Annotated in this window: 18 protein-coding genes; 12 read left to right on the top strand and 6 right to left on the bottom strand. The window is 61.8% G+C overall.

The window, feature by feature from the left end; genetic code table 11:
- Positions 1-94: 94 nt before the first annotated feature.
- A complete protein-coding gene (locus tag BFQ04_RS22895; protein WP_065952769.1) occupies positions 95-484 on the bottom strand; it encodes a hypothetical protein in 390 nt (129 codons plus the stop codon).
- The gene (locus tag BFQ04_RS22900; protein ID WP_065952770.1) at positions 477-1,880 is read right to left on the bottom strand and encodes a PAAR domain-containing protein; all 1,404 of its coding nucleotides are present in this window, start codon (positions 1,878-1,880) and stop codon (positions 477-479) included. Before BFQ04_RS22900 ends, BFQ04_RS22895 begins: the two co-directional genes overlap by 8 nt.
- Before the next feature lie 525 nt (positions 1,881-2,405).
- Here BFQ04_RS22900 and xylA point away from each other — a divergent pair.
- From xylA to BFQ04_RS22935, 7 genes are all read left to right on the top strand, one after another.
- Positions 2,406-3,722 (top strand): xylose isomerase, encoded by a 1,317-nt coding sequence (xylA, locus tag BFQ04_RS22905; protein WP_065952771.1) that lies wholly within the window; start codon positions 2,406-2,408, stop codon positions 3,720-3,722.
- 122 nt (positions 3,723-3,844) lie between these two features.
- Positions 3,845-4,846 (top strand): D-xylose ABC transporter substrate-binding protein, encoded by a 1,002-nt coding sequence (gene xylF, locus BFQ04_RS22910; protein WP_065952772.1) that lies wholly within the window; start codon positions 3,845-3,847, stop codon positions 4,844-4,846.
- Positions 4,847-5,009: 163 nt separating this feature from the next.
- Positions 5,010-6,554 carry a D-xylose ABC transporter ATP-binding protein gene (gene xylG, locus BFQ04_RS22915; RefSeq protein WP_065952773.1) on the top strand — a complete coding sequence of 515 codons (1,545 nt, stop codon included), beginning with the start codon at positions 5,010-5,012 and terminating at the stop codon, positions 6,552-6,554.
- Positions 6,555-7,691, top strand: coding sequence for a sugar ABC transporter permease (locus tag BFQ04_RS22920; RefSeq protein WP_065952774.1), 1,137 nt, complete (start codon positions 6,555-6,557; stop codon positions 7,689-7,691). It begins immediately after the preceding gene.
- 405 nt (positions 7,692-8,096) lie between these two features.
- Complete coding sequence (locus tag BFQ04_RS22925) at positions 8,097-8,405, top strand: DUF6124 family protein (RefSeq protein WP_065952775.1); 309 nt, start codon at positions 8,097-8,099, stop codon at positions 8,403-8,405.
- Positions 8,406-8,586: 181 nt separating this feature from the next.
- Entirely contained in the window at positions 8,587-9,753 is a 1,167-nt protein-coding gene (locus BFQ04_RS22930) for an NAD(P)/FAD-dependent oxidoreductase (RefSeq protein WP_232790591.1), read from the top strand.
- Positions 9,753-10,379, top strand: a complete 627-nt coding sequence (locus BFQ04_RS22935; RefSeq protein WP_065952776.1) for a helix-turn-helix transcriptional regulator — start codon at positions 9,753-9,755, stop codon at positions 10,377-10,379. The genes BFQ04_RS22930 and BFQ04_RS22935 overlap by 1 nt, the downstream gene beginning before the upstream one ends.
- A 123-nt stretch (positions 10,380-10,502) precedes the next feature.
- On the opposite strand, the gene BFQ04_RS22940 is transcribed toward BFQ04_RS22935, so the two are convergent.
- Entirely contained in the window at positions 10,503-11,279 is a 777-nt protein-coding gene (locus BFQ04_RS22940) for an ABC transporter substrate-binding protein (RefSeq protein ID WP_065952777.1), read from the bottom strand.
- Positions 11,280-11,519: 240 nt separating this feature from the next.
- Positions 11,520-13,019: a CoA-acylating methylmalonate-semialdehyde dehydrogenase gene (locus tag BFQ04_RS22945; protein WP_065952778.1), complete on the bottom strand. Its 1,500-nt coding sequence runs from the start codon at positions 13,017-13,019 to the stop codon at positions 11,520-11,522.
- A gap of 108 nt (positions 13,020-13,127) precedes the next feature.
- On the opposite strand from BFQ04_RS22945, the gene BFQ04_RS22950 reads away from it, so the two are divergent.
- A complete protein-coding gene (locus tag BFQ04_RS22950; RefSeq protein ID WP_065952779.1) occupies positions 13,128-14,066 on the top strand; it encodes a LysR family transcriptional regulator in 939 nt (312 codons plus the stop codon).
- Positions 14,067-14,126: 60 nt separating this feature from the next.
- Here BFQ04_RS22950 and BFQ04_RS22955 read toward each other — a convergent pair whose 3' ends face one another.
- Both BFQ04_RS22955 and BFQ04_RS22960 read right to left on the bottom strand, forming a co-directional pair.
- Positions 14,127-15,401 carry a glucarate dehydratase family protein gene (locus BFQ04_RS22955; protein ID WP_065952780.1) on the bottom strand — a complete coding sequence of 425 codons (1,275 nt, stop codon included), beginning with the start codon at positions 15,399-15,401 and terminating at the stop codon, positions 14,127-14,129.
- A complete protein-coding gene (locus tag BFQ04_RS22960; protein ID WP_065952781.1) occupies positions 15,398-16,759 on the bottom strand; it encodes an MFS transporter in 1,362 nt (453 codons plus the stop codon). The genes BFQ04_RS22955 and BFQ04_RS22960 overlap by 4 nt, the downstream gene beginning before the upstream one ends.
- 106 nt (positions 16,760-16,865) lie before the next feature.
- On the opposite strand from BFQ04_RS22960, the gene BFQ04_RS22965 reads away from it, so the two are divergent.
- The 4 genes from BFQ04_RS22965 (at position 16,866) to BFQ04_RS22980 (ending at position 21,978) form a co-directional block, all read left to right on the top strand.
- Positions 16,866-17,771: a LysR family transcriptional regulator gene (locus BFQ04_RS22965; protein ID WP_065952782.1), complete on the top strand. Its 906-nt coding sequence runs from the start codon at positions 16,866-16,868 to the stop codon at positions 17,769-17,771.
- 160 nt (positions 17,772-17,931) lie between these two features.
- Entirely contained in the window at positions 17,932-18,390 is a 459-nt protein-coding gene (locus tag BFQ04_RS22970) for a (2Fe-2S)-binding protein (protein WP_065952783.1), read from the top strand.
- Positions 18,390-20,621, top strand: a complete 2,232-nt coding sequence (locus tag BFQ04_RS22975; protein WP_065952784.1) for a xanthine dehydrogenase family protein molybdopterin-binding subunit — start codon at positions 18,390-18,392, stop codon at positions 20,619-20,621. The genes BFQ04_RS22970 and BFQ04_RS22975 overlap by 1 nt, the downstream gene beginning before the upstream one ends.
- A 16-nt stretch (positions 20,622-20,637) precedes the next feature.
- Positions 20,638-21,978: a c-type cytochrome gene (locus BFQ04_RS22980; RefSeq protein WP_065952785.1), complete on the top strand. Its 1,341-nt coding sequence runs from the start codon at positions 20,638-20,640 to the stop codon at positions 21,976-21,978.
- The last annotated feature ends 184 nt before the right edge of the window (positions 21,979-22,162 follow it).

The raw sequence follows: 22,162 nt of genomic DNA on the forward strand, positions 1-22,162 counted from the left end.
GTGGGTGCAGATGAGTACTCAGAGGTCTGACTGCTCAGGATAGCGGGCCTTGGATGAGGCCCGCTAGAACAATGAGTCGCAGCGACTCTTCAAACTATCTGACTCTAAGCAGCACAACCACGACCCCCATCCAAATACAAGCAATTATCATCATTGCCAAATCGACAACTAAGAGACGCTTCAGGTATGGGGGAAACTTTTCAATATCGCCTGGATCAACCTCCCCCATAATGATAGAAGCCCTTGGCCAGACAACCATTCCGGCAATTTTCGAAATTTCCAAGAGCGACCAAATCAAACCTCGCCTCCCCAGACTTGTGCCCCATATATACATATAACGACTATTTTTTAGGGCCTCCTTCATGGCATCTAGGTGACAGTGAGTAAGGTAAAGGCTAAATGCAAGGCCAGCAGCTGCAAGTAAAATAGGGCCTCCGGCGAATATGATCGCAACCCAAGGTGGCCAAGTATCGATGTTAGTCATGGTTTGTAGCCTCATAGATTTTTTCACCTATGTATTCGCCACCTTCACCACCGTAAGTGGTACCTGCCCATGCGCCAGCACCGACTAAAGCCGCGACGCAGACAACTCCTCCTATCCCGGTGGTAACACCCAATGCTAAACAGATTGAGCCGCCAGCCGCGCCGGCCAACCCTCCTGCTCCAGCACCAAAAAAGGTAGCGCCTGCAAATTTTCCCGCTTCCGTAAACTTGATCCTCTTGCACGACTGCGCAGAGTCACCGTTACACACTTGCTGAACAGCCAATAACGAAGACACCCCACCAAGACCAATACCGATGTACCCCCCTGCCTTCATATACTTCGTGGCACGGCTGACCGACTCCACATGAGCGGCATACCCCGGAATCTGCCCCGGCCCGCCCGCCTTGTCCCAGTGATGCACCAGGCTGCGGCTGGAAATACCCAGGGCCGATTTCAACTTCGGGTGATCGCCCAAGGTTGTCTGGCCGCGCAAGCGCGTGGAGTTGAGCAAATGGGCATCCAGCTGGTGCATCAACCGCTGGCGATCTGCAAAGAACTGCGACGATCTAAGGTGACCGTGCTGCCGATAGCTTTCCTGATGCAGGCGCTCCATCGCCTGGAGTGTGTCGCGCAGATTGCTCAGGTGCTTCTCCAACACCACCGCACTGACGCCGAGCCAGGTTGAAGTATGGCCGATAAACCCGGCAATTTCGGCACCGTGGCGAAAAAGGAAGTCAGCCTCGTCCGGCGTCAAGGTATCCAGGGAGGCGTCGACCTGTCTGGCGGCCTGCATCAGTTGCGCTTCTTGATAGGTGCAGGAGGTATTGCTCGGATCACTGAGCACAATCATTGAGCCGGCTTTGACATTACCCGTATTGGGATTTAGTGCCTGGAACTTGCGCATCACAGCTGGGTCGAGCGTCGGAAAAAGCGTAGCCTCCAGCGCCTCGCGGGTCATGCTCTTAGGCACGATATAGAAGCCAGGCTCCTGGTCGCTCTCTGCGTTGGATGCTCGACGGGAGGGCACGAAACCATATTGACGCGGCGCTACAGGGCTGGCGCTTACCGTTGATGTGTTGGGTTGAGCAATTCGCTGATTAATAGGCGATGCTGAGTTTTCGTTTTCGTAGGTGGCTGAGTACACCGAAGGAATCAACCGAGCTTGACATGGGCAACTGCTGAAACTATCCAGTGTGCCTGCCACACGTTTACCGTGACTCTCAATATGGGAAATGCCGCCTAGAATCTGGTATGTCCCTTTATGTTTTCCGCAGGTAACCAGGTCACCTTCGCGAGCATGGAGAATCCCGTAGATATTAACTCTTGGATCACCTTCGATAATTCTACCGCCGCACGTCGTTCTATCACCCAGGCCAACAAAATGTCCTTCACTCATGCACTGCGCCCTTTAAATTAGTCCACTGCCAATGCGCGAAACGGCAAAGCAATCAAGCCCTGTCCCGCTCAATCCTTACTGGGTGACTGCCTTCGGCCGCCACTCGATAAATTGCAATAGGTGGATGAGCCTTGCGGTAGGCATTTTTTTTATCATCACGTCCAACACTTGCTTACTGAGCCCCGTTTTTTTGCTCAGTGAGCGAAGACTTATCCAACCCACTCAAAAACTCAGGCGATACGTCGTTGGTATACAACAAGGCTTGTGATGTATTCATCTCTATGTTCCTTATCTCAGTTTAGTTCGCCGCCCTCACTTGATCACATCAAGGCAGTGACTGGCGCTCCGAACTTTGAAGAGGCATTTACCCGCCGTAAAGTCAGACGTTTCCCTAAATCCTGTACTCCCTGAGCCGTCCCGAGTTCCTCACTCAAAATCGCACCACCCCTTGGTGATTTTCATAATCAGCAGCCCCAGTGCCGTTGCTAGTATCCAGACACCGCCAAGAACAATAAGGAAAACGCCATGCCGTACTTCCCCGGTGTCGAGCAGGTCCGCTTCGAAGGCCCTGCCAGCGACGCTCCCCTCGCCTTTCGTCACTACGACGCCAACAAGCTGATCCTCGGCAAGCCCATGCGGGAGCACCTGCGCATGGCGGCCTGCTACTGGCACACCTTTGTGTGGCCGGGGGCGGACATGTTTGGGGTGGGCACCTTCAAGCGGCCGTGGCAGCGCAGCGGTGACCCGATGGAGCTGGCCATCGGCAAGGCGGAGGCGGCCTTTGAGTTTTTCTCCAAGCTGGGCATCGACTACTACAGTTTTCACGACACCGATGTGGCGCCCGAAGGCAGTTCGCTCAAGGAGTACTGCAACCACTTTGCGCAGATGGTCGACCACCTGGAGCGTCATCAGGAACAGACCGGTATCAAGCTGCTGTGGGGCACCGCCAATTGCTTCAGCAACCCGCGCTTTGCCGCCGGTGCTGCGAGCAACCCCGACCCGGAGGTGTTCGCCTACGCCGCCGCCCAGGTGTTCAGCGCGATGAACGCCACGCTGCGGCTCAAGGGTTCCAACTACGTGCTGTGGGGCGGTCGTGAAGGCTATGAAACCCTGCTCAACACCGACCTCAAGCGCGAGCGTGAACAGCTCGGTCGGTTCATGCGCATGGTGGTGGAACACAAGCACAAGATCGGCTTTACCGGCGACCTGCTGATCGAGCCCAAGCCCCAGGAGCCGACCAAGCATCAGTACGATTACGACAGCGCCACGGTGTTCGGCTTCCTGCACGAGTACGGCCTGGAGCACGAGATCAAAGTGAACATCGAGGCCAACCATGCGACGTTGGCCGGGCACAGCTTTCACCATGAGATTGCCACCGCCGTGTCCCTGGGGATTTTCGGCAGCATCGACGCCAACCGTGGCGACCCGCAGAACGGCTGGGATACCGACCAGTTCCCCAACAGCGTCGAGGAAATGACCCTGGCCACCTATGAAATCCTCAAGGCCGGCGGCTTCAGGAACGGCGGCTACAATTTCGATTCCAAGGTGCGCCGCCAGAGCCTGGACGATATCGACCTGTTCCACGGGCATGTCGCAGCGATGGATGTATTGGCCCTGGCCCTGGAACGCGCGGCCGCCATGGTGCAGAACGACCGCCTGCAACAGTTCAAGGACCAGCGCTATGCCGGCTGGCAGCAGCCGCTGGGCAAAGCCGTACTGGCGGGCGAGTTCAGCCTGCAATCCCTGGCCGAACATGCGTTTGCCAACGAACTGGACCCGCAGGCCGTGAGTGGGCGGCAGGAGATGCTGGAAGGAATCGTGAACCGGTTCATCTACACCTGACGCTCCTACAGGGGCGGTGACATTTGCGCGACAAATCTATGCACAGAGCGCCCAAGGACGCTCTACAGTTTCAGGCGCACCACGCTGTGTCTTTTCCAACAACAATAAAAGGACGCACCACCATGAAGTCATTCAAACGTACGCTGCTCGCCACTGCCCTGGCCCTGCTCGCCCTGCCGGTGATGGCCGATTCGGCTCACCCGAAAATCGGTTTTTCCATCGACGACCTGCGCCTGGAGCGCTGGTCCCGCGACCGTGACTACTTCGTCGCCGCGGCGGAGAAACTCGATGCCAAGGTGTTCGTGCAGTCCGCCGATGCCAACGAGCAGAAGCAAATCTCGCAGATCGAAAACCTGATCTCCCGTGGCGTCGATGTGATCGTGATCGTGCCGTTCAATGCCACGGTGCTCACCAACGCGGTGGCCGAAGCCAAGAAGGCCGGGATCAAGGTGGTGTCCTATGACCGCCTGATCCTCAATGCGGACATCGATGCCTACATCTCCTTCGATAACGAAAAAGTCGGCGAAATGCAGGCCAGCGGCGTGCTGCAAGCGGCGCCCAAGGGCAATTACTTCCTGCTCGGTGGCGCGCCGACCGACAACAACGCCAAGGTGCTGCGCGAAGGCCAGATGAAGGTGCTGCAACCGGCCATCGACAAGGGCGATATCAAGATTGTCGGCCAACAATGGGTGAAAGAGTGGAACCCCACCGAAGCCCTGAGCATCGTCGAGAACGCCCTGACTCGTAACAACAACAAGATCGACGCCATCGTCGCCTCCAACGATGCCACCGCCGGCGGTGCGATCCAGGCCCTGGCCGCGCAGAAGCTGGCGGGCAAGGTGCCGATTTCCGGCCAGGACGCCGACCTGGCGGCGATCAAGCGCGTGATCGACGGTACCCAGACCATGACCGTCTACAAACCGCTCAAGTTGATCGCCACCGAGGCGGCCAACCTCTCGGTGCAGTTGGCGCGCAATGAAAAGCCCACCTACAGCTCGCAATACGACAACGGCAGCAAGCAGGTCGACACCATCCTGCTCACCCCGACACCGCTGACCAAGGCCAATATCGACGTGCTGGAGAAGGACGGGTTCTACACCAAAGAGCAAATCGGCGGGCAATGATGACTGCCTCGATAAAACCTCGCCCCCTGTAGGAGCGAGCTTGCTCGCGAAAAACCCGAGAGCGCCGCGTTTATCCAGCAAGCGCGCATTATCGTTGACGTTATTCGCGAGCAAGCTCGCTCCTGCAGGGGTGGGGGCCAGCCTATTTGTGTGAGCCTTTCCCATGTCCGACTACCTGCTGCAAATGAACGGCATCGTCAAACGCTTCGGCGGTGTCAACGCCCTCAACGGCATCGACATCAACGTACGGCCCGGCGAGTGCGTCGGGTTGTGCGGCGAAAACGGTGCCGGCAAATCCACCCTGATGAAGGTGCTGTCGGCGGTCTATCCGTATGGCACCTGGGAGGGAGAAATCCTCTGGGACGGGCAGCCGCTCAAAGCCCAGTCCATCAGCGAAACCGAAGCCGCCGGCATCGTCATCATCCACCAGGAACTGACCCTGGTGCCCGACCTGTCGGTGGCCGAGAACATCTTCATGGGTCACGAGTTGACCCTGCCCGGCGGGCGCATGAATTACCCGGCGATGCTGCGCCGCGCCGAGGCGTTGATGCGTGAACTCAAGGTGCCGGACATGAATGTGGCGCTGCCGGTGTCGCAGTATGGCGGCGGCTACCAGCAACTGGTGGAGATCGCCAAGGCTCTCAACAAACAGGCACGCCTGCTGATCCTGGACGAGCCCTCCTCGGCCCTGACCCGTTCGGAAATCGACGTGCTGCTGGACATTATCCGTGACCTCAAGGCCAAGGGCGTGGCCTGCGTGTACATTTCGCACAAGCTCGATGAAGTGGCGGCGGTGTGCGACACCATCGCCGTGATTCGTGACGGCAAGCACATCGCAACCACCGCCATGGCCGACATGGACATCGCGCAGATCATCACGCAAATGGTCGGCCGCGAGATGAGTAACCTCTACCCCACCGAACCCCATGAGGTGGGTGAGGTGATATTCGAAGCGCGCAACGTCACCTGCTACGACGTCGACAACCCCAGGCGCAAACGCGTCGACGATGTTTCCTTCGTGCTCAGGCGTGGCGAAATCCTCGGTATTGCCGGGCTGGTGGGCGCCGGGCGCACGGAGATGGTGTCGGCATTGTTCGGCGCCTACCCCGGCCGCTACAGCGGTGAGGTGTGGCTGGAAGGCCAGGTGATCGACACGCGTACGCCGCTCAAGTCGATCCGCGCCGGGCTGTGCATGGTGCCCGAGGACCGCAAGCGCCAGGGCATCATCCCCGACCTGGGCGTGGGCCAGAACATCACCCTCGCGGTGCTCGACAGCTATGCCCACCTGACCCGCATCGACGCCGAGGCCGAACTGGGCAGCATCGACCAGCAGATCGCCCGCATGCACCTGAAAACCGCCAGCCCGTTCCTGCCGATTACCAGCCTGTCCGGTGGCAACCAGCAAAAAGCCGTGCTGGCGAAAATGCTGATGGCCAAGCCCAAGGTGCTGATCCTGGATGAGCCCACGCGCGGGGTGGATGTGGGCGCCAAGTACGAGATCTACAAACTGATGGGCGCGTTGGCGGCCGAGGGGGTGTCGATCATCATGGTGTCGTCGGAACTCGCCGAAGTGCTCGGCGTGTCCAACCGCGTGCTGGTGATCGGCGACGGCCAGCTGCGGGGCGACTTCATCAACCAGGGGCTCACCCAGGAACAGGTACTCGCCGCTGCGCTCAGCCAAAATAATAACGATCGGAAGACCGCGTAGATGAATCAGGTCAAACAGCTTTTCACCCGCTACAAAATGCTCGCGCTGGTGATCGCCGTCGCGTTCATCTGGCTGTTTTTCAGCTGGCAGACCGACGGCGGTTTCCTCACGCCGCGCAACCTGTCCAACCTGCTGCGGCAGATGTCCATCACCGGGATACTGGCGTGCGGCATGGTGCTGGTGATCATCAGCGGCGAAATCGATTTGTCGGTCGGCTCATTGCTGGGCTTGCTGGGCGGGCTGGCGGCGATCCTGGATGTGGTTTATCACATCCCACTGCTGGCCAACCTGAGCCTGGTCGCGTTGTGCGGCCTGATGATCGGCCTGGCCAACGGCTATATGACGGCGTACCTGCGCATCCCTTCGTTCATTGTCGGCCTGGGCGGGATGCTGGCGTTTCGCGGGATCCTGCTGGGCATTACCGGCGGCACCACCATCGCGCCGGTGTCGCCGTCGCTGGTGTACGTGGGCCAGGGCTATTTGCCGCATTCGGTGGGCATTGGCCTGGGTGTCCTGCTGTTTGCGTTGACCTTGTTCCTCACCTGGAAGCAGCGGCGCAACCGCGCACTGCATGGTTTGACCGCGCATGCCCTGATGCGCGACGCACTGCGCGTGGTGCTGATCGGCGCAGTGCTGGCCGGGTTCGTGACCACCCTCAACAGCTACGACGGCATCCCGGTGCCGGTGTTGCTGCTGCTGGTGCTGCTCGGCGTGTTCAGCTACGTCACCAGCCAGACCGTGTTCGGCCGCCGCGTGTATGCGGTGGGCAGTAACATGGAGGCCACGCGGCTGTCCGGTATCAACGTGCAGGCGGTGAAACTGTGGATCTTCGGCATCATGGGCGTGATGTGTGCGCTGGCCGGCCTGGTCAACACCGCACGCCTGGCCGCCGGCTCACCGTCAGCGGGGAACATGGGCGAACTGGACGCGATTGCCGCGTGCTTTATCGGCGGCACCTCGATGCGCGGCGGCTCGGGCACGGTGTATGGCGCGTTGCTCGGGGCACTGGTGATTACCAGCCTGGATAACGGCATGTCGATGCTGGACGTGGACAGTTACTGGCAGATGATCGTCAAGGGCAGCATCCTGGTGCTGGCGGTGTGGGTGGACGTGAGCACGCGGGCGGGACGGCGGTAAACCCAACGCCTACCAACACTGAATAACCCTGTGGGAGGGGGCTTGCCCCCTCCCACATTTGTCTGCCTTTCAACATTGGGATTGGTGGCATTTGGTCATGGTTTTTAAAGGGCCAGCAAGGCATGTCCCTTTAAATTGCAGGACGTTTCCTAGACAATCCCTGGCGCCTTGTGCCTGCTGGAATCGGTGGCTAGTCTGCGCTCCGTCACTGCCAAATCAGTGATCGGGTTTAGTCGCCCGGATTTCGAGCAAGCGTTTGGCTCCATGATGTTTTTATGGTGGCTGTGCGCGGGGCGCCCTCGGGCGCGCCGGATGCTCCGGACCGGTCGACTAACCTGCGTACAGCCGCCACCCTACGTTTAGTCGCGAAGCGTGTTGGCTCCATGATCATTCCGGAGTTACACCATGAACAAAGTCCTACCCGACCCACCCCACGATCCCGCAAAAGACCGCGCCGCCTTCAACCGCGCCATCGACCACTACCTGCCCGCCCAAGGCTTCCACTCGGTCAACGAAGACCTGAGCTTCGAAGACGCCCTGCTCTACACCGCCAGCTTGCTCGACAGCGCCTCCGCCACCGCACTCGATTGCGGCGAGCTGCTGCAAAGCCCCGCGCGGGCGAAAATCCTGGCGGTGTGGCACTTGCTGGAAATTGCCAAGACCACGGTTGATCGGTCCATCGAGTGCCTGACCGACACCAAAGCCCCTGCCTGAACGCGGTCAACACTGTGGGAGGGGGCTTGCTCCCGATGATGGCGGATCAGTCACAGAGGTATAGCTGACCCACCGCTATCGGGGGCAAGCCCCCTCCCACATTGGCCGCATTTTTTCTTGGATTATTGCGAACCGGAATTAAATGTCCATAATAGACAAACACGTTCAGTTCGAGGCTTCCATGTCCAATACCGTCATGATCGACCAGACCCCGGCCCGCACCGCAGACTTCATCATCATCGGCGGTGGCATCGCGGGGGCGTCCACCGGGTTCTGGTTGTCGCAGCACGGCAAAGTGCTGGTGCTGGAGCGCGAAAACCACCCGGCCTATCACTCCACCGGGCGCTCGGCGGCGCTCTACAGCGCAGCGTATGGCACTGCTCAAGTACGCGCGCTGACCCTGGCCAGCCGGGCGTTTTTCGACCAGCCGCCAGCAGGTTTCTGCGAACACCCACTGCTCACACCGCGGGGCGAAATGACCGTCGATTTCACCGGCGATCCGGCCGAGCTCGATAGTCAATACCGGAGCGCCAAAGCCACCGTGGCAGAGGTGGAGCGCTTGAGCGCCGACGAGGCCTGCAAACGCTTGCCGATCCTGCGCCGGGAAAAGGTCCACGGTGCCATCTATGACCCCACGGCGTGCGACATCGACACCGATGCCCTGCACCAGGGCTACCTGCGCGGCATACGCCGCAACAATGGCGAAGTGCGCACCGACAGCCATGTGCTGAGCTTGAGCCGCGAGTCCGACGGCCTCTGGCATGTGCATACCCAGGATGCGAACTTCACCGCCCCGATCATCATCAACGCCGCTGGCGCCTGGGCCGACCATATCGGCGGCCTGGCGGGTGCGGCGTCCATCGGCCTGCAGCCCAAGCGCCGATCGGCATTTATCTTCGCAGGTCCCGACGGTGTGAACAGCCATGACTGGCCAATGCTGGTAGCTCTCGACGAAGCCTTCTACATGAAGCCGGATGCCGGCGTGTTCCTCGGCTCGCCAGCCAACGCCGACCCGGTGGAGCCCCAGGACGTACAGCCCGAAGAGCTGGATATCGCCATGGGCATCTACCAGATTGAAGAGGCGACCACCCTGACCATCCGCCGCCCGATACGCACCTGGGCCGGGCTGCGCAGTTTTGTGCACGACGGTGATTTGCTGTCCGGTTTTGATCTGCGGGTGCCGGGGTTGTTCTGGGTGGCGGCACAGGGTGGTTATGGTATCCAGACGTCACCGGCCATGGGCCAGGCGAGCGCCGCACTGGTGCGAGGCGCGACACTGCCCGAGGCACTCACGCGGTTCGGGCTGGACGCTGGTATGCTCTCCCCCGTCCGCCTGGAGCCCCATTGATGACCATCGCCGAACAAGACACTGTCATGCAGAACTTTCGTGGGATCGCCGATGCGATCGCCACCCTGTTCTTCCCGCATGCGGAAGTGGTGCTGCATGATTTGCGTACGCAAACCGTCGACTATATCGCCAACAATCTGTCTAAACGCAGCTTGGGGGATGACTCGTCGCTGGATGACATGCTGGCCGGTGACGTCAGCGAAGTGAATATCGGCCCTTACGAAAAGCTCAACTGGGACGGTCAGAAAATTCGTAGCCTGAGCACAGTGCTGCACGATCATAAAGGTCGTCGGCTGGCCATGCTGTGTATCAACCTGAATATCTCAATGTTTGAGACCGCCAAGGCGGCGCTCGATATGTTCCTGTCTCCGAGCAAGCTGATCGCCCAGCCGGACGCGCTGTTTCGCGATGATTGGCAGGAACGCATCAACACGTTCCTTCACGCCTGGCTGCGCGAACGCCAGTTGAGCCTCAACCTGCTGACCCGCGACCACAAGCGCGAACTGGTGCTCGCGCTGCATGCCGAAGGTGCGTTCAAGGGCAAGAGCGCCTCCAACTACGTGGCCAATGTGCTGGGCATGGGGCGGGCCACGGTCTACAAGCATTTGAAAGAGTTAAAGGCTTGACCACCTGTAGGCGCGAGCGTGCTTGCGAAGAACCTCGCCGATAACGCATGGGTTCTGGTTAACGCGGCGCCTGTGAGTCCTTCGCGAGCACGCTCGCGCCTACAAGGGTTCGAACAGTTGGGATCAGTCGCCGTAGATATCGGCCTTGAAGTACTGCTGGGAAATCTTCTGGTACTCACCACTGGCACGTATGCCGTCGATGGCAGCATTCAACGCGCTGACCAACGCCGTATTGCCCTTGCGCACGGCAATCCCCGAGCCCTCGCCCACGTATTTCGGATCCTGGAGTTCCGGGCCGACAAAGGCGTAGCCCTGGCCGCGTGGCATCGACAGGAAGTCGCTCAGGGGAAGGGTATCGGCAAAGATCGCATCCAGGCGCCCCGCTGCCAGGTCCATGTAGATTTCTTCGTTATTGCTGTAGCGCTTGACGTTGATGCCCCTACGCTCGAACACCTCGGAGGCATACCGGTCGGTGGTGGTGGCGCGCTGTACGCCGACGTTCTTGCCCTTGAGGCTGGCGTATTGGTCATCCACCACCGCGCCGTCCTTCATGACCAGCCGTGAGGAGGTGAAGTAATACTTGTGGGTGAAATCCACCGACTTCTTGCGGTCTTCGGTGATGGTCATGGACGACAGGGCCATGTCGATTTTCTTGACCTTGAGGGACGGAATCAGACCGTCGAATTCACCTTCAATCCACACGCACTTGACCTTCATTTGCGCACAGAGGGCGTTGCCGATGTCGTAGTCGAAACCGACGATCTTGCCGTCCTGAGTCTTGGACGCGAACGGCGGGTAAGCGGCGTCGATGCCGATACGCAGGGTTCTCTCGGCGGCCAGCAGGTGGCTGGAGGCAAGCAGGCTCAGGGCCAGGGCGGGGATGAGGTGGCGTTTCTTCATGATCGGGTTCTCGCGGGTTGTTGGTTTGCAAGAGTGAAGAAAAACGGGACGTGACGATTTGTACTTATAATTCCATAATGGACTTTTATGTTTCGCACGTCAATTCAGCGCCAACACGCAAAAAAAGTGGGAGGGGGCTTGCCCCCGATTGCGCTGTATCAGCCACGTATACAGTGCCTGACACTCTGCTATCGGGGGCAAGCCCCCTCCCACACTTGGACTTGCGGGGTCTGTAAGACTTTACCTGGACACCGGCATCGCAAACTCCGCGCCCTGCTCAATGCTCTCCGACCAGCGCTGCATGATCGACTTCTGTTTGGTGTAAAAGCGCACACCCTCAGTGCCATACGCATGCATGTCGCCGAACAGGCTCTTCTTCCAGCCACCAAAACCATGCCAGGCCATCGGCACCGGGATCGGCACGTTGATGCCGACCATGCCCACTTCGATGCGCCGCGCAAATTCGCGGGCGATGTGGCCGTCACGGGTGAAGCAGCTGACGCCGTTGCCGAACTCGTGGTCGTTGACCAGCTTCACGGCTTCGGCGAAATCGTTGACGCGCACACAGGCCAGTACCGGGCCGAAGATCTCTTCGCGGTAGATGCTCATGTCCCGGGTCACGTGGTCGAACAGCGTGGCACCGAGCCAGAAGCCATTTTCCAGGCCGGCCTCGGTGGGCACGTAGTCACGGCCATCGAGCAGCAATTGCGCGCCGGCTTGTACGCCCTGTTCGATATAGCCACTGATACGTTCCAGCGCCACCTTCGACACGATCGGCCCCATCTCGGCTTTCAAATCGCGGCCATCGGTGATGCGCAGTGTTTTGGCGCGTTCGGTCAAGGCCGCAATGACTTTGTCGCCCACATCCCCCACCAGCACTGCCACCGAGATCGCCATGCAGCGCTCGCCGGCACTGCCGTAGGCGGCGCCCATGAGGGCATCGACGGTGCGCTCGATATCCGCGTCGGGCATCACCACCATATGGTTTTTCGCGCCGCCCAGGCCTTGCACGCGCTTGCCGTTGCGCGCGCCGCTCTCGTAGATGTACTGGGCAATCGGCGTGGACCCGACGAAGCTCACGGCCTTGACGTCCGGGTGTTCGATCAGTGCGTCCACCGATTCCTTGTCGCCCTGCACCACGTTGAACACGCCTTTGGGCAAGCCCGCTTCACGCAGCAGTTCGGCCATGAACAACGAGGCGCTCGGGTCGGTGGGGCTGGGCTTGAGGATGAAGGTATTGCCCGCCGCAATGGCAATCGGGTACATCCACATCGGTACCATCACCGGGAAGTTGAACGGGGTCACGCCGGCCACCACCCCCAGCGGCTGGCGCATCGTCCAGTTGTCCATGCCACGGGAGACTTGGTCGGAATGTTCGCCCTTGAGCAGGTTGGGAATGCCGCAGGCAAATTCGAGAATGTCGATGCCACGGTCGACTTCACCCTGGGCATCGGTAAAGACCTTGCCGTGTTCGGCGACGATGATGCGCGCCAGGTCGTCCTTGCGTTCACGCAGCAGGTGCAGGTATTGGAACAGCACACGGGCACGGCGGATCGGCGGGGTGTCGGCCCAGCCGGCGAAGGCAGCCTGGGCGGCGGCGACGGCTTCGGCCACGGTCTGGCGGCTGGCCAAGGCCACGCGCGCGGTGACTTCGCCGGTGGCCGGGTTGTAGACGTCCTGATAGCGATCATCGCGGCTCACGCGCTGGTCGTTGATGTAGTGCTCGATGGTAGTGGACATGGCAGGCGCTCCAGGTAGTTGGCGTTGGCACCCACCTTAGGCTTTCGCTTTGTTCCTAACCAGAGCAGAATCCAGAACTTATTGTGCAATTTGGCGAACAATGCTCCCATGGAAAAAGCTGAGATCGAAGGGCTGTGGACCCATATCCACTGGCTGTCGGTGCTGGAAGAACAAGGCACCTACACCGCCGCCGCCGCGCGCCTTGGCGTGAGCAAGTCGGCGGTGAGCCAGCGTATTTCCGACCTGGAAAAGGCCACCGGCACCCGGCTGGTCACGCGCACCACGCGCAGCGTTCGACTGACCGACGCCGGCTTGTCATTGACCCGCGAAGTGCGCAGCGCCTATGAACACATCGCCCGCAGCTTTTCTTCGGTGCGCGACCAGGCCGGGGAAGTTCGCGGCCTGGTTCGGCTCACCGCCCCTGTAGCGTTCGCCCGGCAACAGCTGGTGCCGCACCTGCCGCAATTCCTGCAGCAATACCCGCAGGTGCGCATTCAGCTGGACGTGTCCGACGCCTTGAGTTCACTGGCTGCCGAAGGCTACGACCTGGCCGTGCGCCATGGCTTCCAGATCCCCGAGACCCATGTGGCCTGGAAGCTCTGCGACACCGCCTCGGTGCTGGTGGCCACCCGCGAGTATCTGCAGCGCCATGGCGAACCCGGCGCGCCTAGCGAGCTGTCGGCGCACAACTGTCTGTTCTACCCGCGCGGCACCGACCAGCCGGCCTGGACCTTCGAACGCGGCAGCGAACACATCGAACGCCTGACCATCCCCATCGCCGGCAGCTTCGCCACCAACAACAGCGAAGCCTTGAGAGACGCAGCACTCAACCACCTAGGCATCGCCCTGCTGCCGGACTTCAGTGCCCATGCGGCGCTGGCCGAGGGCAAGCTGGTGCAGGTCTTGAAGGGTTGGACGCTCAAAGGCGCGTTTGCCGATGAAATCTACCTGATCCGGCCGTACTCGCCCCATGTGCCGAAGTCGGTGAGTGCGCTGGTGGGCTTTTTAAAGGCGCAGTTGGCCGGCGGGTTTCGATTCGTCGGCTGAGGCAAAAAAAAGCCCGGCGACACACGCGGATGCGTCACCGGGCAAAGCAAGCGACCTGCTTCAGAAACGCGGCTTGAGCGTTTTCCAGTCCGGTTGATAGCGCTGCATCTGTTTCACGTCATCACGCTGACGGATACCGCAACTGAGGTATTGGTCATGCAGCTTGCCCAACTGATCGTGGTCAAGTTCCAGGCCCAGCCCCGGCGCACGGGTGACGCTCACGCAGCCGTCGACGATGGGCAGCTTGCCGCCCTTGATCACCTCCTCGTCCGGCTCCTGCCAGGGGTAGTGCGTGTCGCAGGCATAGTCGAGGTTGGGCACCGCGGCCGCTACATGGGCCATGGCCATCAGGCTGATGCCCAGGTGTGAGTTGGAGTGCATCGACACGCCCAGGCCAAAGGTGTGGCACATTTTCGCCAGCACTTGGGTGTCGCGCAGGCCGCCCCAGTAATGGTGGTCGGCGAGTACGATCTGCACGCTGTTCAACGCGACACTGCGGCGAAATTCGTCAAAGTCGGTCACCACCATATTGGTCGCCAGGGGCAAGCCGGTGCGTGCGTGCAGCTCGGCCATGCCGTCCAGGCCGGGCGTCGGATCTTCGTAATATTGCAGGTCGTCGCCCAGCAGTTCGGCCATGCGAATCGAGGTGTGCAACGACCAGTTGCCGTTCGGGTCGATGCGCAGCGGCACACCCGGAAACGCCTTTTTCAGCGCCTTGATGCAGCGCACCTCGTGCTCCGGCTCCAGCGCACCGGCCTTGAGTTTGATGCTTTTGAAGCCATAGGTCTCGAGCATGCGCCGTGCCTGGGCGACGATCTGCGCTTCAGTCAGGGCCTCGCCCCAACTGTCGGGCTGGTAGGGCGAATCGATATGTTCGGCGTATTTGAAAAACAGGTAGGCGCTGAACGGGATCCGGTCGCGAATCGCACCGCCGAGCAGGTCCACCAGCGGCACATTCAACGCGTGCGCCTGCAGGTCGAGAAACGCCACTTCGAACGCCGAATAGGCATTGCTGACGGCTTTGCTGGCATGGGAGCCCGGCGCCAGCTCCGCGCCGGCAATGCTCTGCGGTTTATACGCCGCCACTGTGGCCTGGACGACAGCGCGCAGGCCGTTGAGGTTGAACGGGTCCAGCCCGATCAGCTGTGGCTGGACCTGTTGCTGGATCGCCAGCGCCGGCGCATCGCCATAGCTTTCGCCGAGGCCGATGTAACCGGTGTCGCTTTCAATCTCGATGATCGAGCGCAGTGCGAAAGGTTCGTGGATGCCACTGGCGTTAAGCAGCGGCGGGTCGCGAAAGGCAATCGGGGTGACGGTGACGCGGACAATTTTCAAGAGACGGCTCCCTGTGGACCTGGACGCATTGTGTGATGTGCCGTGGATGAGGTCGGCGGTGTACCGCTGCGCGGCGCGGTGCGGGCAAAAAACACCAGCACCGCCGCCACCAGTGAAATGGCCGCCAGGCCGTAGAGGCCGCCTTCGATAGACCCCGTGGTCTGCTCCAGCAAACCGAAAGTGGTGGGCGCCACGAAACCGCCCAGGTTGCCGACCGAATTGATCAAGGCAATCACCGCCGCCGCGACCCGCGCATCCAGGTACCCCTGGGGAATCGGCCAGAACAGCGCCGAAGCGGCCTTGAAGCCGATGGCGGCGAAACAGATAGCGACGAACGCGAACACCGGCCCGCCGGTGGTGGACATGAACATGCCGAATGCGGCGATCACCAGCATCAGTGACACCCACGCCTGCTGGTGCTTCCACTTGCTGGCCAGCGCGGCGAAGCCGTACATGGCGACGATGGAAATCAGCCAGGGAATGGAATTGAACAAGCCCACCTGGAAGTCACCCAGGTCACCCATTTTCTTGATCATGCTCGGCAGCCAGAACGTGGCGCCGTAAATGGTCAGGGCGATGGAAAAGTAGATAAAGCAGAACAGTGCGATCTGCGTATCGGCGAGCAGTTTGAACATCGACGGCCGCACGCCCCGGCCCGCCTCGCGCGCCTGTTGCTCGAGCGCAATGGCACTGACCAGCGCCTGTTTTTGCGCAGCGCTGAGCCACGTGGCCTGGTGCGGATGGGACTGCAACCAGAACCACACGAAGCCGCACAGCACGATAGAGGCGAAGCCTTCGATCAGAAACATCCATTGCCAGCCATGCAGGCTCAACCCGCTGACAGTGAGCAACGCGCCCGACACCGGCCCGGAGATCACCGAGGCAATCGCCGACCCACTGAGGAAAATCGCCATGGCCTTGCCGCGCTCGCTGGCCGGCAGCCACTGGGTGAAGTAATAGATGATGCCGGGAAAGAACCCGGCTTCGGCCGCGCCGAGAATAAAGCGCAACACGTAGAAGCTGGTTTGCCCCTGCACGAACGCCATGCCCATCGCGGCCGCGCCCCAGGTGAACATGATGCGCGTCAACCAGGCCCGCGCGCCGTAGCGTTGCAGCAGCAGGTTGGACGGTACTTCGAAGATCGCATAGCCGATGAAGAACAGCCCGGCGCCCAGGCCATAGGCCGCCGCGCCAATGCCCAGGTCGGTTTCCAGATGGCTGCGCACGAAGCCGATATTGACCCGGTCGATGTAGTTGACGATGAACATCACCACGAACAACGGCAGTACATGGCGCTTGACCTTGGCGGCGGCGCTGGCAAGCACGCGTGGGTCAGGCGCATTCTGAAGGGTATCCACGGGCAACTCCCACTGATTGTTTTTTTTGGGAAGGCCCGATGATGGACGCTGGTAATTGTTCCCGTCTAATCTAACCTGGCATTGGATTGATACCGGAATTAGATCAATGTTTGAACTGACGCAACTGCGCTGCTTCACCACCGTGGCCACCGAGCTGAACTTTCGTCGGGCCGCCGAACGCCTGAACATGACCCAGCCGCCGCTGAGCCGGCAGATTCAGTTGCTCGAGCATCATCTGGGCGTGGAACTGTTTACCCGCACCACCCGCAGCGTCGCGCTGACTGCCGCCGGCCGGGCCTTTTTCATCGAGGCGCAGTACCTGCTGGAGCGCGCCCAGCAAGCGGCGGTCACCGCGCGGCGCTTTGCCGAGGGCGATATCGGTACGGTCAACATCAGCTTCGTCGGCAGTGCGGTGTACGAGTTTTTGCCCAAGGTGATCGCCGAGGCGCGGCTCAAGCAGCCCCACGTCAAGATCGACCTGTCCGAGATGAACACCTATCAGCAATACGAAGCCTTGCGCGCCCGGCGCATCGACCTGGGCATTGTCCGCGCGCCGCTGCTGGAGCCCGGCTACGCCACCGAATGCCTGGTGCGCGAGCCGTTTGTGCTGGCGGTGCCGAGCAGTCATCGGCTGGCCCAGGCAGAGACGGTCAGCGTGCACGACCTGGATGCGCAACCGTTCCTGATGTATGCCCATTCCGCCTACCCGCCGTTCAATGAATTGCTCACCGGCCTGCTGCGCTCGGCTCGCGTGGCGCCGCAGTATGTGCAGTGGCTGGGCTCGTCGCTGACCATCCTCGCGCTGGTCAACGCCGGCATGGGCCTGGCCCTGGTGCCGCGCTGCGCCAGCAGTGTGGTGTTCAAGAACGTGGTGTTCCGCGATATCGACCTGGGCGAAGGCGCACAGAGCGAACTGCACCTGATCTGGCGCGAGCACAACGACAACCCGGCGTTCACGATGCTGCTCGAAGGTATTCGCCATGCCGTGGGAGGGAATTTGCCGGCTGATTGACCCAATACTGTTGAATACTTGCCTGATCCTCTGAACTTGCAGGTTATTGCATAGATAGCGTTTACGCCGTGGTCTAGAGTTCGACGATGGGCGACCTGCGGTCGCACCACGCCTATAAGAACTCTTGCACCACCAACCGATGATCAGCAGGTGAGCCGCCATGGAATTACGTATTAACCAACAGGCCTATCAGGTCGATGCCGACGCCGACACGCCGTTGCTGTGGGTGATCCGCGACGACCTGGGCCTGACCGGCACCAAGTACGGCTGCGGCCTGGCCCAGTGCGGCGCGTGCTCGGTACTGGTGGACGGCAATGTGGTGCGCTCGTGCGTCACGCCGGTGGCGGCGCTGGTCGGTCGCGAGATCACCACCATCGAAGCCATCGAGGCCGATGAAGTGGGCAAGCGCGTGGTCGCGGCCTGGGTCGATCGCCAGGTGGCGCAATGTGGTTATTGCCAGTCCGGGCAAGTGATGGCGGCCACCGCGCTGCTCAAGCACACCCCGGCGCCCTCGAAGGCGCAGATCGACGCGGCCATGGTCAACCTGTGCCGCTGCGGCACCTACAACGCCATCCATGCCGCCATGGATGACTTGGCCGCCGGGAAGGAGACCGCTTGATGAACACTGTCCTGCCTGACGTAACCCTGGACGCGCCGATCAACCTGTCGCGTCGACGCTTTCTGGCAAGCACCGCCGTCGGTGCGCTGGTGATCGGCTTCGGCCTGCCCCTGGGCGCCTCCCGGGTGCAGGCCGCCACCGGCGCTGGCGCCGAACGCGGCACCCAGGTGCCGGCATTCCTGGAGATCCGCCCGGACGGCAGCGTGCGCCTGCTCAGCCCCTTCATGGAAGGCGGCCAAGGCACGCACACCGCCATGGCGCAGATTATCGGCGAGGAGTTGGATGCCGACCCGGCGACGTTCACCGTTGAAGCCGCCCCACCCGGCGAGGCTTATGTGGTGATGGAAAATGGCATGCGCATCACCGGCGGCAGCATGTCGGTGCGCATGAGCTACCCGACCATGCGCCGCCTCGGCGCCCTCGCCCGTGCCATGTTGCTGCAGGCCGCCGCCGAGCAGCTCGGTGTGCCGGTCGCCCAACTGACCACCCAGCCCGGCCGCGTAGTGCACGCCGCGTCGGGCCGCTCGCTGGGTTACGGCGAGTTGGCCGGGCGCGCCCTGGACATGCCGGTGCCGGACCCTGCCGGCATCACCCTGCGCGACCCGAGCCAGTTCCGCTGGATCGGCAAGCCGGTCAAACGCCTGGATGCCTATGACAAATCCACCGGCAAGGCCCAGTACAGCATCGACATGAAGGTTGACGGCATGCTCCATGCCGCCGTCCAGCACGCGCCGCGCCTGGGCATGACCGTGGGCAGCCTGCGCAACCAGGCCCAGGTCGAGGCCATGAAGGGCGTGCATTCGGTGCACACCTTGCCCGGCGCCGTGGCAGTGGTTGCCGAACGCTGGTGGCACGCCAAGCGGGCCGTTGAAGCAATCCAGGTAGACTGGCTCGAAGCCGCCGCCGACTCCAGCGTACGCGCCATGCCGGCGGACTTTTCCAGCGACACGTACCGCGACTTTCTCGCCGCCCAACAGGGCCCGGCCCGTGACGACGAAAACCAAGGTGACGTAGCCGCCACACTGGCAAGCGCCAAGACCCGCGTCGACGCCACCTATCACAACCAATACCTCAATCACGCCCAACTGGAGCCGCCCTCGGCGCTGGCGCGCTATAACCCCGACGGCACGCTGGAAGTGTGGCTGCCCAACCAGGCCCCGGATATGTTCCGCGCCGACATCGCCAAGCGCACCGGCTTGTCCCTCGAACAAATCACCCTGCACTCGCCGCTGCTGGGCGGTTTTTTCGGTCGGCATTTCCTGTACGACTCGGCCAATCCGTATCCGCAGGCTATCGCCTTGACCAAGGCCGTCGGCCGTCCGATCAAGCTGATCTGGAGCCGTGAAGAAGAGTTCGTGCGCGATGTGCTGCGCCCGGTCGCGGTGGTCAAGTTCCGCGCCGCGCTGGATGACCAGGGCCTGCCGCTGGCCATCGAAGCGGTCAGCGCCACCGAAGGCCCCACCGAAGCGATTGCCGGCAAACAGGGCGACAAGCTCGACCCCACGGCCCTCGAAGGCCTGTCGGGCAAGAGCTATGCGATCCCCAACAAGCGCATCGCGCAGATCTACGTCAAGGGTCCGGCCATGCTCGGCTACTGGCGTTCGGTGGGCAATTCGTTGAACGACTTCTTCTACGAAGCGTTCCTCGACGAACTGGCGGACAAAGGCGGCCATGACCCGTACGAACTGCGCCTGCACCTGCTGCGCGACAATGCGCGGCTGACCACGCTGCTGCGCGCGGTGGGCGAGTTGTCCGGCGGCTGGAAGCGCGGGCCGTTCACCGCCGAAGACGGCAGCCGCCGTGCCCGTGGCGTGGCCATGGCATCGCCCTTTGGCTCCCACGCGGCCGTGGTCGCTGAAGTGTCGATCGAGAACGGCCAGGTCAAGGTGCATGACATCTGGCAGGCCATCGACCCCGGCAGCATCGTCAACCCGGCGATCATTGAAGCCCAGGTCAACGGCGCCGTGGCCCTGGGCCTGTCGCAAACCTTGCTGGAGGAAGCGGTGTACGTGGACGGCATGCCACGTGCGCGCAACTACGACCTTTATCCGATCCTGCCGCCGTCGCGAATGGCGCGGGTGCACGTGAAGATCGTCGAGAGCGGCGAAAAAATGGGGGGCATCGGCGAACCGCCGTTACCGGCCGTGGCACCGGCGGTCGCCAATGCGGTAGCCCGGTTGACGGGCCAGCGCATCCGCAGCTTGCCGTTGAGCCGCTACACCTTCAGTTAACCCACAGGGAACGTCCATGAACAACCGCCGATTCGCAAGAACCGCAGGCTGGCTGGCGCTGCCCTGCCTGGTCGTCGCAGGCCTGCTGGCCTGGTACGTCACCCGCGAGCCCGCCTCGCCGTTTGAACAGGAACACGCCACACGTTTCGACCCGGCACTGGTCAGTCGCGGCGAGTATGTCGCCCGCCTGAGCGACTGCGTGGCCTGCCACAGCCTGGCGGGCAAAGCGCCGTTTGCCGGAGGCCTGGAGATGGCCACGCCGCTGGGGGCCATCCATGCCACCAACATCACCCCCGACCGCGATCATGGCATCGGCCGCTACAGCCTCGCCGACTTCGACCGCGCCGTACGCCACGGCGTGGCGCCGGGCGGGCGACGCCTGTACCCGGCCATGCCCTACCCGTCCTACGTGAAGCTCAGCGACGACGACGTAAAAGCGCTGTATGCGTTTTTCATGAAAGGCGTGCAGCCGGCCAACCAGGCGAATATCCCCAGTGATATTCCCTGGCCGCTGAATATGCGCTGGCCCATCGCCCTGTGGAATGGCGTCTTTGCACCGACTGCGCCCTATGCGGTCAACCCCGGCCAGGACGCGCTGTGGAACCGTGGCGCCTATATCGTCCAGGGCCCTGGCCACTGCGGCAGTTGTCACACGCCGCGCGGCCTGGCGTTCAACGAGAAGGCCCTGGACCAATCCGGCGCGCCCTTCCTTGCCGGTGCCCTGCTCGACGGCTGGTACGCGCCAAGCCTGCGCCAGGACCCCAATACCGGGTTGGGGCGCTGGAGCGAGGCGCAGATCGTGCAGTTCCTCAAGACCGGGCGCAACCAGCATGCGGTGGTTTACGGATCGATGACCGAAGCGTTCAACAACTCCACGCAGTTCATGGCCGATGACGACCTGGCCGCCATCGCCCGCTACCTCAAGTCCCTGCCCGGCGACCCGCAGCGCGATGGCGCGCCCTGGCAGTATCAGGTGGCCGATACGCGCCAGGACATTCCCGGCGCCCACACCTACGCGACCCGCTGCGCCTCCTGCCATGGTCTGGACGGCAAGGGCCAACCGGAGTGGATGCCGCCGCTGGCCGGCGCTACCTCGGCGTTGGCCAGGGAAAGCGCCTCGGCCGTCAACATCACCCTTAACGGCTCGCAACGGGTGGTCGCCGCCGGGCTGCCGGACGCCTACCGCATGCCGGCGTTCCGTGAGCAATTGTCCGATCAGGAGATCGCTCAGGTGCTGACGTATGTGCGCAGCACGTGGGGCAACCACGGTGATGCGGTCGACGCACAGGCGGTGGGCAAGTTGCGCGGGCATACCGACCCTGCGAGCAGCAGCCCGATCATTTTGCATATGCGTTGAGGCCAGGCTTCAGGAACCGGGGCGTGGTGTATCTGATATACACCGATCAAATGTGGGAGGGGGCTTGCCCCCGATGGCGGCCTCCGGGTGGACCAGGATGCTGGATCAGACCGAGTACATATCCGTTTCTGCGGTAACGGCGGCTGGCGGTTCCGCTTTTACAGCGGGTCACTTTTGGAAAAGA

It is taken from the genome of Pseudomonas sp. 37 R 15 (genome assembly GCF_900004865.1).
GTDB lineage: Bacteria > Pseudomonadota > Gammaproteobacteria > Pseudomonadales > Pseudomonadaceae > Aquipseudomonas > Aquipseudomonas fluorescens_AM.

Bases quoted from the DNA above. Each gene is read 5' to 3' on its own strand.
- BFQ04_RS22900 (WP_065952770.1), bottom strand. From the start codon at position 1,880: ATGAGTGAAGGACATTTTGTTGGCCTGGGTGATAGAACGACGTGCGGC.
- BFQ04_RS22895 (WP_065952769.1), bottom strand. From the start codon at position 484: ATGACTAACATCGATACTTGGCCACCTTGGGTTGCGATCATATTCGCC.
- BFQ04_RS22950 (WP_065952779.1), top strand. From the start codon at position 13,128: ATGGAAAAAGCTGAGATCGAAGGGCTGTGGACCCATATCCACTGGCTG.
- BFQ04_RS22945 (WP_065952778.1), bottom strand. From the start codon at position 13,019: ATGTCCACTACCATCGAGCACTACATCAACGACCAGCGCGTGAGCCGC.
- BFQ04_RS22925 (WP_065952775.1), top strand. From the start codon at position 8,097: ATGAACAAAGTCCTACCCGACCCACCCCACGATCCCGCAAAAGACCGC.
- BFQ04_RS22940 (WP_065952777.1), bottom strand. From the start codon at position 11,279: ATGAAGAAACGCCACCTCATCCCCGCCCTGGCCCTGAGCCTGCTTGCC.
- BFQ04_RS22965 (WP_065952782.1), top strand. From the start codon at position 16,866: ATGTTTGAACTGACGCAACTGCGCTGCTTCACCACCGTGGCCACCGAG.
- xylA (WP_065952771.1), top strand. From the start codon at position 2,406: ATGCCGTACTTCCCCGGTGTCGAGCAGGTCCGCTTCGAAGGCCCTGCC.
- BFQ04_RS22970 (WP_065952783.1), top strand. From the start codon at position 17,932: ATGGAATTACGTATTAACCAACAGGCCTATCAGGTCGATGCCGACGCC.
- xylG (WP_065952773.1), top strand. From the start codon at position 5,010: ATGTCCGACTACCTGCTGCAAATGAACGGCATCGTCAAACGCTTCGGC.
- xylF (WP_065952772.1), top strand. From the start codon at position 3,845: ATGAAGTCATTCAAACGTACGCTGCTCGCCACTGCCCTGGCCCTGCTC.
- BFQ04_RS22980 (WP_065952785.1), top strand. From the start codon at position 20,638: ATGAACAACCGCCGATTCGCAAGAACCGCAGGCTGGCTGGCGCTGCCC.
- BFQ04_RS22975 (WP_065952784.1), top strand. From the start codon at position 18,390: ATGAACACTGTCCTGCCTGACGTAACCCTGGACGCGCCGATCAACCTG.
- BFQ04_RS22920 (WP_065952774.1), top strand. From the start codon at position 6,555: ATGAATCAGGTCAAACAGCTTTTCACCCGCTACAAAATGCTCGCGCTG.
- BFQ04_RS22930 (WP_232790591.1), top strand. From the start codon at position 8,587: ATGTCCAATACCGTCATGATCGACCAGACCCCGGCCCGCACCGCAGAC.
- BFQ04_RS22935 (WP_065952776.1), top strand. From the start codon at position 9,753: ATGACCATCGCCGAACAAGACACTGTCATGCAGAACTTTCGTGGGATC.